This is a genomic window from Dyadobacter subterraneus, from assembly GCF_015221875.1.
In the GTDB taxonomy this organism is placed as follows: domain Bacteria; phylum Bacteroidota; class Bacteroidia; order Cytophagales; family Spirosomataceae; genus Dyadobacter; species Dyadobacter subterraneus.
On the sequence record NZ_JACYGY010000001.1, the window covers coordinates 5,469,593 to 5,481,606 of the forward strand.

The following is a 12,014-nucleotide window of genomic DNA, read 5'->3' on the forward strand; positions in this document are numbered from 1 at the left end:
ACAAATCTTCATCAACGTTCGGGCAGCCTGTTCAATATTCCACGGGCTGCTATATATAAAAACCACCTTCGGGCTTTGCTTGTAAGGTGGTTTTTATTGAAATTATAATCAATTATTTTCTATTCCTGCATTGGCAAGCACGCCGATTGTGCCTTTCCCGAATTTTTCGTAAACGGAAACATATTCTTTGTGCACTTTTTTATCAACTTTAAATATCGTGCTGACCGGTGTAAAATATTGCAGATCAGATAATTTCTCAACCACGCCCAAAGCCTTCAATCCCACCATCGCCGCTCCTACCGTTCCGGTATCAACCGTATCATTTAAAGCCACTTCAATTCCGAAAACATCTGCAAGCATTTGTACCCATAAGGGGCTATGCGCAAAACCGCCGTTGGCATAAATCGTTTTTACCTTTTGTGTTTCAAGCAAAATTTTACCGATACTGAATAGATTCAGCAAAATTCCTTCCATCACAGCGCGTGCAAAATGCGGTTTTGTATGTTGAATATCGAGCCCAAGGAATCCGCCTCTTACCGCAGAACTCCATATCGGAGCGCGTTCACCTAAAAGATAAGGATAGAACAAAAGTCCGTCTGAGCCGGCATTAATTTTCGCCGCTTCGTCGAAAACCTGATTAAAATCGCTGTCTGTAAAAAAGGTTTCTTTCAACCATTGAAAAACAACAGCGCCGTTATTTGAAGGTCCGCCGATGACGTAGGTTTTTTCATCCAGAATATAACAAAACGTACGCATATTGGTGTCCAGATACGGCACGTCCGAACAAATCCTGGCAGCTCCGCTTGTACCAATTGTGACAGCCATAGCGCCAGGCAAAATTGCTCCGCTTCCCAGATTTGCCAGACAGCCGTCACTAGCACCCATAATTAAGGGAACGCCGGCAGAAAGTTTAAAACCATTATTGGCTGGTAATTTTTCAATATGATATGGAGAAACTGCTTCCGACAAATAACTTTCGTCGAGTCCAATTTGATTCAGCGTCCAGTCATCCCATTTTTTATCTTTTATATTGAACAATCCGGTTGCCGAAGCGATCGAATAATCAATGACAAAATTGCCTGTAAGACGATAAACGATATATTCTTTGATTCCGATAAATCTTTTTGCAGCCTTGAAAATCTTCTTTTCATTTTCTTTCAGCCAGATCAACTTGCAAAGTGGCGTCATGGCGTGAATTGGCGTACCATTATTTTGATACATCTTTTTCCCTTCCTTCGATGCACGCAATTTTTCGGCAATTTCCGCACTCCGGTTATCGGCCCAAATGATAAGGTTCGTCAATTGTAACCCATCTTCATCCATCGCCATAATACTGTGCATGGCCGTGCTGAAACATACGCCAAGGGTTTCTCCCTGCGGTTTACAGGTTTCGCTGACAACCTGAATTGAATGGCAAACCGCTTTAAAAATGTCATCCGGATTTTGTTCGCTCCATTCGGGTTGTGGATGAAGCATTTCATAACCTTCGCTGTGTGAAGCAAGAATTGCGGCCGTTTTTGTGTCAAAAGCAGTGGTTTTAACGTTTGTCGTACCTATATCAACACCAATTATAAATGACATTTTAATTAAGCGTAAATTGAATTTTATAACCTGACAAATGTATTATATTCCGCCGCTTTGTCCTTTGAATTAACAACGAATAATTTAAAATCTGTAAAAATCCTTGTTATCTGCATTTTCTGTGTCGGCATTCACTAATTTTTATTATTTTCGCAGTAGTAAATCAATACTATTAAAATTTTTATTGAACCATGGCTGACGACGTACACGTACATAGCAAACCTGAAGGAGCTTCACTTGGTGCTTCTATCGTAATATTTTTATTGTTAGTAATCATTCTCGCAGTATTTGGAGATCTTTTTACTTTTATCTTCGGACTTATCGGTCTTGTAGTAACATTTGCTGCATTTTACACTGATCACTCCGCAGACGGTCACTGAAATTTCTTATTTCCCTCACAGGAAATATCGGACTATAATATATTAACGAACGGCCAATTCCGGAAGTGCTTTCAAAACCTTCCAATCGAGTTGGCCGTTTTTTATTGTCCATTCTTCTTCAAAAACACAGGTATCCTCCAGATCGATATACTCAGCAATTGCTTTGTCTTTATCAAGCCGAAGTTTTACAAATCCGTTATAACCAAGCTGATATCTTCCTAATTCCAGTCTGATACGGCGGTCGTACAAATGTATTTTTTCAAGATCCGTTTCATTGTCAGGCATTTTTATTTCCACGGGCAAACCTCCATGTCCAAGACAACGGCCAAAAGCCATAGGTCCTTTTCCATTTACATCTTTGTTATAAATAACCAGACGATGATCATGGCCCCAAAACCAGACAATCGTTCTTTCGAATTCTCCCATCAATTCCCTAAGCTGGGCACCCGGCCTGGTATATTCTTCACGGAATGCTGAAATGTAAGGATGATGACTCAAAATAATTAATCCGCGTTTATCATCAGGATCACCCAGTTTCACCACATCCCGAAGCCATTCAATCTGTTCTTTTTTCAAATGACAATCAGGTGGCGAAACAATTTCCAGCAACGGCCGGCTTACCGAAGTATAACCGGTATCAATTCCAATTACGCGCCAGAAGTCATTTTCCAGACAGAAAAAACCAGCCTGCTGCGTTTTTCTCACCTCTCCCTCCTGCGCATACATTGAGGGAAGCAAATGTTGAAAAAAAGCATTTCCATTGGAATACATTTCATGATTTCCTGACAACGCCAGACTTCCCGACGCGCCATAATACCAGGATGCATAAGGTGCCGTAAAATTCTCCTCAACTTCTTTTGGCGTTCCGACAAAATAAATATCGCCCATATGAATCGTGTAATCCGGCGCATAACGAGAAACCAAATGGGCTACTTTATCAGATTCAGCTGTATCACTTGCCCAGTCAGAAAGTAAGGCGATGCTGATTTCTTCCCGGCTCGGAACAGAAGATTGCAGTTTGTAAATACCAGTATCGCCATTTCTGGGATAGGCCTGATATGGATGTCGCGGACCGAAGCGACTTTTAAGATAATGCCAGGCGAAACCGAATAAATTGGTTTTGAAAAATTCAGAAATAACGTTGGTAACGGATGAAGTTTCCTTTACATGTTTTTCATAAAGTTCCTGTTGGGTTTTTGCATGATTTTCCGCTTCACTATGTCCTAATGCAAGAAATTTCTTAGTCCGTTCTTCTGATTTTTCCTTCATTAATAATTAAAAAATTAGCAGTTATCCAGTTGAGCCTGATGATTGATAATCGTGTTTCAAATGCTTTAAGTTAGTTAAAAAATTCAGGCCACTGAATGAATTCAGAAATAGCAGCTTTGAATTCGAATGAAAAGTATTTACATTTTTCTATACAGATTAAAATATAAATTATCACAAAATGCTCATTTTTAGATATTTATATTCAAAATTAGAATACTATACCAATCGTTCTTTAATCCTCATAAACTTCAACGTATATTCAAAAAGTTTTAACCACCAAAACCAAATAAAGATGAAAAAATTGTTACTTTCTGCTATGCTGTTGTTTACAGCCCAGAGCCTATTTGCTCAAACCGCAACAACCAAAATGATAGCGGACTTCGAAAGAGCAAAAACCTACACCAAACAGTATCTGGATGCGATGCCGGAAGACGGTTATGCGTTTAAACCAACACCGGAAATGCGGTCGTTTGCTCAGCAAATGGATCACCTTGCGGATGTAAATTATGCATTTATTTCAGCAGCGACAGGCAAAGCAAGTCCATTTAAAGAATCATTGGAAAAAGCCGCAGACCAATCCAAAACTGCTGTAACCAAAGCGACACTTGACAGCTATGATTTCATCATCAATGCTTTGAAAGAAATGAAAGATGCTGATCTTGAAAAAGATGTGAAGGTTTTTGGAAAAGATCTTAAAGTGAAAACTGCTTTCGAAAAAGACTTCGAGCACCAGACGCATCACCGTGGACAAACGACTGTTTATATCCGTTTGAAAGGAGTTAAGCCTCCGCAGGAAATGTTGTTCTAATTTTTTAAAAGTTAAAAATTACGACTCCGTCATGTCTTTTCATGGCGGAGTTGTGTTATTTTTGGGCTTTCAGAATTAACAATATTTTTGTGAAAGATCAGCCAAATTCGAATAACAAGCCTTTATACCGCGTTCCGGAAATTTTTAATGCCTTTACCAATCTCGTCTCTGGCGAAAGTACGCGTCACGGCGGCGTAAGTCAGGCGCCGTACAATTCACTGAATCTTGGCGGTTCAACAAAAGATACGCCTGAAAATGTTCTGGAAAATAATAAAAGGTTTTTTCAATCGCTGAATATTGATTTTGAAAATGTCGCCAAGTCACATCAGGTACATGGTGCTGAAATTCTTACCGTCACAACCGCCGGCCGCTATGAAGGTTACGACGCATTAATTACTAATATTCCCAACATTCAGTTAGCCGTTACCATAGCAGATTGCACACCCATATTGATTTTTGATCCTGTCAAAAAAGCAGTAGCGGCCATTCACGCGGGATGGCGTGGGACAGTTCAGGAAATTGTTTTTATAACGGGTTTGGCGATGCAAAAAGAATATGGAACTGTTCCAGAAGATTGTCTGGCTTACGTTGGAACCTGTATTGATGAATGTTCTTTCGAGGTTGGTGAAGATGTTGCCGACAATTTCAACCCAACTTTCAAACGCTGGGATGATCAGAAAAATAAATACTTTGTTGATTTAAAATCGGCCAATAGAGAACAATTGATTCGTTTTGGTATCAAACCTGAAAATGTAGAAGTTTCGCCATTTTCAACGGTTTTGCATAATGAAGATTATTTTTCATATCGTTACGAAAACGGTATGACCGGAAGAATGCTGGTGACTATCGGATTAATTGAATAGTATTCTAATTTTTAACGACTACCACTTTCCTTTTATACTGTTTTTTTTCGCCAGTCGGATCAAAAATATCGATCAGAATCAGGTAATATCCGGTTTGAACGACAACGCCATTTTCATTTCTGCCATCCCAGGAAATTTCCCCGTCTGTTCCAATGAGCTGATTTCTGAGAAGGTTTTTAATCAGTCTGCCATTTATATCGAAAATATTGATCGTCGCGATTTTACCTGATTGCGTCAATTTATATTTTATTTTTGCAAAACCTACGGAAACATTATCCGGAACAAAAGCTTCCGGCTCTACTTCAAAGATATCCTTTTCCACATTGGTTTTTATTTGAGAATTTGCATAACCCGGTGTTGCATTTCCGGAAGTTGCAGCTGCTGAATGCCAGTTGGAAATGATTTTCGAAGAAATATTCGCATCCGCTTTTTCAAGAGAAACTCCTTTTTTGTTGGTAATTAAAGGATCCTGCATGTCTTCATTATAATCGAATCGGTCATAAATCTTATCATCCTGATTTTTAAGGATAACACCACCTTCGGCGTTTGAATAAGCGGGAAGTGAAGTCATGCGCAGGAAATTTCCAGACGAATTGACCGGATAAAGCTCTTTAATTAGCTCCGGATTTGTAGTTAAGGCAAGATATTCAAAAGGTGCCAAAATAAAATTGTCGGATGTGATAACCCTGGAAACATCCGGTTCGCCATTTTTTACATTACCCAATGACCAGTTTTTCAGGTCAATATATTTACTGGTGCGATTATAAATTTCAACAAAATCAACACCTCCTTCCGGTGGATTGAATAAAATTTCATTTAAAACTACATCGCCGGAATCTGCCTGTATGGGTAACCCAATTGTAAAATCCGCCTGACGTAAAATATTCCCGGCGCAATCTGATAGATTCCTTACCGATAAATTATACTTCTCACCCGCCAAAAGTGGAGAATCCAGCGTAGCAAAAAGAACGTGAAATTGAGGCGATTCCAGTTTTTTCTTGACGATTTTTCGACCTGCCAAATCTATCATTGCGCCTGAAGTTGCAACCAGACTATCCAGTTTTTCATCAGCAATAATTCTTAACTCAGTCGGTGACGTTACGTCAATACGTTGAATGACAGGAGCCTCAGAATCCGGATTACTATTTTTGACACTGTTTACTTTCGCCGCGTTCCGCCAAGTGGATCTTCTGAAACCTTCCAATTATTTTGTTCTCCACAGGGATTATCAGAATCAATCATTTCAATCGCATAACCCCCAGCGCGCTTGTCGGAAGACCACCAGCTACTTTCGTAAGAAACTGAAAATACCAGGTTATTTCCGGGTCGATACAGCGAAATTGTGCCCGCTGTGTTAGGTAAAGAAAAAGTTGAAAGGGGAATTATTTTTCCAAAACCATTAAAACTGGCAGCGTTTACTTTATTACAAAGCAGAACATATTCTTCTGGCTGAATTACCGAATCCGGAAAAACGGCTGTCCTTGTACCAATGACTAACTTCCAGTTTTTCAAGGATAAAGCCTGTCCACTTCGGTTGTACAATTCAGTATATTCAATTGCCGGTAACCCAACAACCGGCGTCGGATCTACCATGATTTCCGAAATAACTACACTATTATAACCTTGACTAAAAGAATTGGAATTAAGAATCAAAGACAGCCCAACAATAAAAATGCCTTTCCAATTGAAAAACGCCATGTTTCCGTAAACTTAGATCATACATAATCTATACGGAATGCTGCGATTATGGTAACGTTCGGTAAAATGTAACGCAAACCAAAACGGCTATAAACAAAAAATTCAACTCATTTCGGAGTTGAATTCAATCTGATATTTTAAAGCAACGATATCTTATTTGCCTTCTTCTGTTTTCGCTGGTTCAGTTGCAGGAGCTTTAACGGGAGCAGCTGCCGGTTTTGGTGCTGGCGCAGCAGCTTTTGGAGCGGGAGTCTTAGCTGGCGGAACAGCAGCAGGCTTAGACGAGGCCGACGCTACCAAAGTAGCTACTTTTTCTGCATGTTTCTTTTTATCCTTTTTTGACTCTTTTTCTTTTTTTGGTGCTTTTGCCTTTTTCTCCGCATTCTTAGCTTCTTTCTCTTTTCTCTTAGCTTCGTCTTTTAGAAATTTCGAAACTTTTTTTGCCAATTTAGCCGATGCTTTCTCAATTGACTTCTTTATTTTTTTTGAATCAGCAGTTACCGCATCAAGTTTCGTAACAAGTGTTTCTGCGATTTCGGTAGTAAGTTTTTTCGTTGCGGATTTCATATTTTAAGAATTATTTTTAAAAATAAGACCAGAAGTATGAACGGCTAATATTCTTGCATCCAGCCGTTTGTTAAATAAATCATACTCTTATCTTTCAACCTGCAAATACCGTCTAATAATTCCAGAAGAGCAAATAAAACGTGTTATATTTATGTTAAATTTTTCTTGATAAATTCCCATAATACAATTCCCGCCGATACCGACACATTAAATGAATGTTTGGTCCCGAATTGAGGTATTTCAATACAGGCGTCACAAACCTCAATTACATCATCTGCTACGCCTTCTACTTCATTTCCAAACACAAATGCGCAGGGAACATCAGGCTTTGGATTGAAATTCTGGAGCAATGTACTTCCCTCCGCCTGTTCAACAGCAAAAACCTGATATCCTTCTTCTTTCAATTTTAGAACGGCCTGTAAAGTACTTTCTTCTTTTTCCCAGATCACCGCATTTTCAGCTCCCAATGCACTTTTTGTAATTTCTCTGTGCGGAGGATTGGGGGTATACCCACACAAAAGCATCTTCTCAGCCCTGAACGCATCCGCTGTACGAAAAAATGATCCCACATTGTTAAGACTACGAATATTGTCCAGTACAATTACAAATGGAAACTTATCCGATTCTTTAAACTCTTTAACCGACAAACGGTTCATTTCCTCAATGAGCAGTTTACGCATTGCAATAGATTTCGATAAAAGTATATTAATTAATTTCCAGACAAACGTACAACGAATTATTTCAAAACAGGAAAAATGTTAATGCCCGACTTTATACAAGCTATTTAAAAACAAATCATATCCATCCATTAATTACTTAAAAAATTAAGTAGTCCATAAAGCAATGTTCCACTACTATAAAATCAAAATCTTACTACATTTATCACGAAATAATATTAACGATTTGATTTTTTTATCAAATCGTTACTTACAGTATAATCCGACGTCTATTGGATAGTTAATCGGATTGTTACTAAAATTTATTCCCTTAATAGTGAAGAAATACCCTGTTCTCCTCGCAATTTTACAACTCTTCGCCTTTAACAATTACATTTTTGCGCAACCGCAAACAAATGAACAGGACGCCTATACGGTGAGTTATTATACCGAGGATAACGGGCTCCCCCAAAATAGTGTAAAAAATATTTCATCTGATTCAGAGGGCTTTATATGGCTCACCACAGAAACCGGCCTGGTCCGCTTTGATGGAAAAAACTTTTTTACATTTGACAAATCTAATCTCCCGATTACCTACAACAGGTTTTCCATGCTTCAGCCCAGCCTTGAAGTTGGCTCAAAAAATAATAAATCCAGGAAATTATATGCGGTTGCAGAAGGCTACCAGTTTGTTCGTATTGAAGCTGGGAGAGCCACAATGGATTCTGTATATACCAATAGAATTCGTTCTATTCCGCATTTGAGTAAGTCGGGAGAAAATGTGCTTATGTCGAACGGCTCACCAAATTATTTGCGGGATTGGCTCAACCCTGATTATTACATTATTGCCGTCCCGGAAGGCGAAGGAAATTTCTTCATTTGTGAACGCCAGAAAATCGGATATTATTCCAACTGGAAAAAGATATATGACCACGCTATCAAAACAGATCTGCCCTGGAATTTCTTTACGATAAATAAAAATCTTTATAGCTATACAAACGATAAATTCATACGTATAGACAAAGCGGGATTAACAAACCTTTCTGTGTCCGGTGATTTAACATCGGATGAAAACTATATTCCCGGGAAAATGAATGGTAAAATTTACTGGAATAATATATCCAATCAGGTTTTCCTCTATCTGGAAAAAAAGCTTTATACCTTAAAAGAAGAACGACAAGGTATCTTGCAAACAACGCTGGTGCTTAACAATTTCGACTTTGTCAGAAACAATATAACCTCAATCCATTACGACACAACAAACCAGCGATTTTTTCTTGGAAGTGTTACAAAAGGTTTATTTGTCTTAAAAAACAAGTCTTTCTACACACTCAGAACCAAAGGAAATAATCTGGAAAATGTTTTTTACGGGCAAGCCATATTCGACTCAAACTCTGTTATTACGCCAAAAGGCTTTATTCTGGGAAAATTAGCAGGAAGCAACCAGATTATTTTGAAAGACTATCCATTAATCCATGATGAAAAATCAGCTGACGGATACGGAATACTTATCGACAAAAATGGAAATATCTGGCGGAAAAGCGGGGATATGATTTTTTGTTATAACATTCGGAATAATAAAATTGTCGGGAAATGGGATTTAAAAACAGAAGTTAATCATCTTTATGAGGGCGACGACGGGACTATCTGGATCGGAACAAGAAGCTCCGGATTATTCCAAATCAACTTATCAGATCCCAACCCTGCACCTCGGCAATTCATCAAAGGACCGCTTGATAGAATATCATTTGTTCATCAAAAAACTTCTCAGGAGTTAATTATTGGCACTGCGCACGGACTTTTTTTCCTTAATTTATTATCTAAAAAACTTGTTTTCATTAAAGGAACAGAAAACTTATATATTCGTAGTCTTTACATTTCTCCATTTACCGGCACAGGAAAAAATTCCGGTAAAGAGGAAATCTGGATCACGACCTACGAAGATGGTTTCTTTCTTTTTTCCAAAAACAAACTCATCAAATTCCCGCTTGATAAGAATCAGTATTTGAGCGGATCACATTGTATTTTCCTTGATAAGCTTGGTTATTTCTGGCTCACAACTAATAAAGGTCTTTTCCGTATCGCCAAAAAAGATTTACTGGACTATGCCGAAAACCATTTTACATCTGAAAATAAAAGCATTTTTTCCATGCACTTCACAAAAGAGCAGGGCTTTTATACCAATGAATTTAATGGAAAATGTCAGCCTTGTGCACTGAGACTGCCCAATGGCTATGTTTCTTTACCCTCGCTGGACGGGCTCGTTTGGTTCATACCTGAAAACATAAAAACGGAATTGCCCGACAAAAATATTATTCTGGATCGTTATGAGGTCCGGGGAAAGAGCATTGCCGCATCCGAAGATTCTATCACTTTTCCGTTAAATCCGCAAAACATAAAAATCCATTTCACAACTGCTTATTTCGGAAACCCGGCAGACCTGAATATTTCTTATGCACTTCTGGAAAACTCCCGGTCCAAAACGATGCCGGATGAGTGGCTTGATCTTGATGGCACGAGTATGAATATTACCATCGGAAGTCTGAAAGCCGGGGATTACACGCTTTTTATCCGCAAGAATAATGGCTTTGGAGAGAATAATTATATGTACAAAAAAATAGCCCTTGTCGTACCGCCCAGCTGGTATGAGACACAATGGTTCAGGATTGCAGCTATGATCCTTTTTGTGCTTGCCGTATATCTTTTCATTCGCCTGAGATTACGGATTATCAGAAAAGAAAATCGTCTGCTGGAAATTAAAATTGCAAGGCGTACCAGAAAACTCGAACATACATTTAACGCACTTGAAAAATCCGAACGTGAATTGCAACGCCAAATGCACATTCAAACCCGGTTGATCGCATCCATGTCGCACGATATAAAAACACCTTTGAAATTTGTCTCTAACGCTGCCGGCCGGATTGAAGAATTGCTTGAAAAAGAAAAGATAGAGGCAGTTTCCAAACTTGGAAAAACGATTGAGCACTCTACCGATCAGATGTATAATTTATTGGAAAACCTGATTGCTTATGTCACAACACAGGTCTACGGAAGCAAAATCGAATTTGAAGAAATTAATTTATTTACGTCTCTTTCCGAAAAATTCGAAATTTTTGAAGACATAATCCGTGATCGCTCCAACCAGTTTACCAACGAAGTAGACTCTGTGGTAAATGTTTTCACCAATGCCCAGCTGCTGGGAATTATCGTGCACAATCTGATTGACAACGCAAATAAGTTTTCATTTAACGCTGACATTTGTATCCGGACAAAAATTACGGATAAGGAAATCCATCTCATTATTTCTGACTCAGGCCCCGGAATACCAGACGAACTTCTCTATTGGCTTAACACTCCCTCAAAAGCAGAGGCTTTCGAAAAGTCTAAATCATTCTCTATTCATTACAACGGATTGGGACTAACTATTGTAAAGGAGTTGGCAATGCTTCTTAAATTAGACTTACGGGTTGAAAAAAATATGGGAACACACGTTCATCTGATTTTTCCAAACCTACAAACTACAAACTAGCTGATATCAAAATCCTTGGTTTTATACAATTCCAGTTTTTTAAACATTTCAATAATATTTGCCACTTCAAGTTTTTCAAAGATCCTGGCTTTATAGGTACTGATTGTGGTTTCTTTCAGATCCAAAAGCGTAGCGATTTCCTTGGTCCATTTCCCCTGAGCAAGTAAATGCATGACCTCCAGTTCCCGTTTGGAAAGATCTTCCAGTGGATTGGAACTGACATTTTTACTGTCCAGGATATTTTTTACCATTTGCTGCTGGACCTTATTACTGATATATTTCCCGTTATTGAGTACCGCCGTAATGGCCATCTTATATTCTTCCTCCGAAGCACTTTTGGATAAAAATCCATTTGCACCGGCGTGTATATAATGTAATGCATATATTTCTTCTTCAGAACCGGAAAAAACTAAAATCCTTACACTTGGTTGGATAGCCCTGATTTTATTGATCATTCTACTGTTTTCTCCGCCCGGAATATTGATATCCAGCACAATAAGGTCAAACACATTTTTTTGAATTAATCCGAGTGCAGAAGTAAAATTAGAGGCCTGATGCACATCTACGGGCTGAAATAAATCGGTAATAAGAAAATCAATACCCATTCTTACAATGGCATGATCCTCCACAATTAAAATTCTTTTCATTATACGTTAGAGTAAT

11 protein-coding genes are annotated in these 12,014 nt (G+C 38.5%); 4 read left to right on the forward strand and 7 right to left on the reverse strand.

The genetic code is table 11. The features are described from left to right. Nucleotides 1-108: 108 nt before the first annotated feature. Nucleotides 109-1,581: a gluconokinase gene (locus IEE83_RS22915; protein WP_194122810.1), complete on the reverse strand. Its 1,473-nt coding sequence runs from the start codon at nt 1,579-1,581 to the stop codon at nt 109-111. Between the two features lie 191 nt (nt 1,582-1,772). Here IEE83_RS22915 and IEE83_RS22920 point away from each other — a divergent pair, with 191 nt between their 5' ends. Beyond that, nucleotides 1,773-1,961: a hypothetical protein gene (locus IEE83_RS22920; protein ID WP_194123564.1), complete on the forward strand. Its 189-nt coding sequence runs from the start codon at nt 1,773-1,775 to the stop codon at nt 1,959-1,961. A 42-nt stretch (nt 1,962-2,003) separates the two neighbouring features. Here the strand turns inward: IEE83_RS22920 and IEE83_RS22925 are convergent, their stop codons facing one another. Continuing rightward, nucleotides 2,004-3,230 carry a metallophosphoesterase family protein gene (locus IEE83_RS22925; protein ID WP_194122811.1) on the reverse strand — a complete coding sequence of 409 codons (1,227 nt, stop codon included), beginning with the start codon at nt 3,228-3,230 and terminating at the stop codon, nt 2,004-2,006. Between the two features lie 292 nt (nt 3,231-3,522). Here IEE83_RS22925 and IEE83_RS22930 point away from each other — a divergent pair, with 292 nt between their 5' ends. Next, nucleotides 3,523-4,038, forward strand: coding sequence for a DinB family protein (locus IEE83_RS22930; protein WP_194122812.1), 516 nt, complete (start codon nt 3,523-3,525; stop codon nt 4,036-4,038). Nucleotides 4,039-4,127: 89 nt separating this feature from the next. After that, nucleotides 4,128-4,901 (forward strand): peptidoglycan editing factor PgeF, encoded by a 774-nt coding sequence (gene pgeF / locus IEE83_RS22935; RefSeq protein ID WP_310588551.1) that lies wholly within the window; start codon nt 4,128-4,130, stop codon nt 4,899-4,901. A gap of 4 nt (nt 4,902-4,905) precedes the next feature. On the opposite strand, the gene IEE83_RS22940 is transcribed toward pgeF, so the two are convergent. From IEE83_RS22940 to IEE83_RS22955, 4 genes are all read right to left on the reverse strand, one after another. Next, entirely contained in the window at nt 4,906-6,105 is a 1,200-nt protein-coding gene (locus IEE83_RS22940) for a lamin tail domain-containing protein (protein WP_194122814.1), read from the reverse strand. Further along, entirely contained in the window at nt 6,060-6,599 is a 540-nt protein-coding gene (locus IEE83_RS22945; RefSeq protein WP_194122815.1) for a lamin tail domain-containing protein, read from the reverse strand. The genes IEE83_RS22940 and IEE83_RS22945 overlap by 46 nt, the downstream gene beginning before the upstream one ends. Nucleotides 6,600-6,752: 153 nt before the next feature. Beyond that, entirely contained in the window at nt 6,753-7,166 is a 414-nt protein-coding gene (locus IEE83_RS22950; protein ID WP_194122816.1) for a histone H1/H5 family protein, HCT subfamily, read from the reverse strand. 149 nt (nt 7,167-7,315) lie between these two features. Then, nucleotides 7,316-7,846 carry an RNA methyltransferase gene (locus IEE83_RS22955; RefSeq protein WP_194122817.1) on the reverse strand — a complete coding sequence of 177 codons (531 nt, stop codon included), beginning with the start codon at nt 7,844-7,846 and terminating at the stop codon, nt 7,316-7,318. A gap of 313 nt (nt 7,847-8,159) precedes the next feature. On the opposite strand from IEE83_RS22955, the gene IEE83_RS33470 reads away from it, so the two are divergent. Beyond that, on the forward strand, nt 8,160-11,351 hold the full coding sequence (locus tag IEE83_RS33470) for a sensor histidine kinase (RefSeq protein ID WP_194122818.1): 3,192 nt from the start codon (nt 8,160-8,162) through the stop codon (nt 11,349-11,351). On the opposite strand, the gene IEE83_RS22965 is transcribed toward IEE83_RS33470, so the two are convergent. Next, entirely contained in the window at nt 11,348-11,998 is a 651-nt protein-coding gene (locus IEE83_RS22965; RefSeq protein ID WP_194122819.1) for a response regulator, read from the reverse strand. The two genes, IEE83_RS33470 and IEE83_RS22965, sit on opposite strands and share 4 nt — an antisense overlap. Nucleotides 11,999-12,014: the final 16 nt, after the last annotated feature.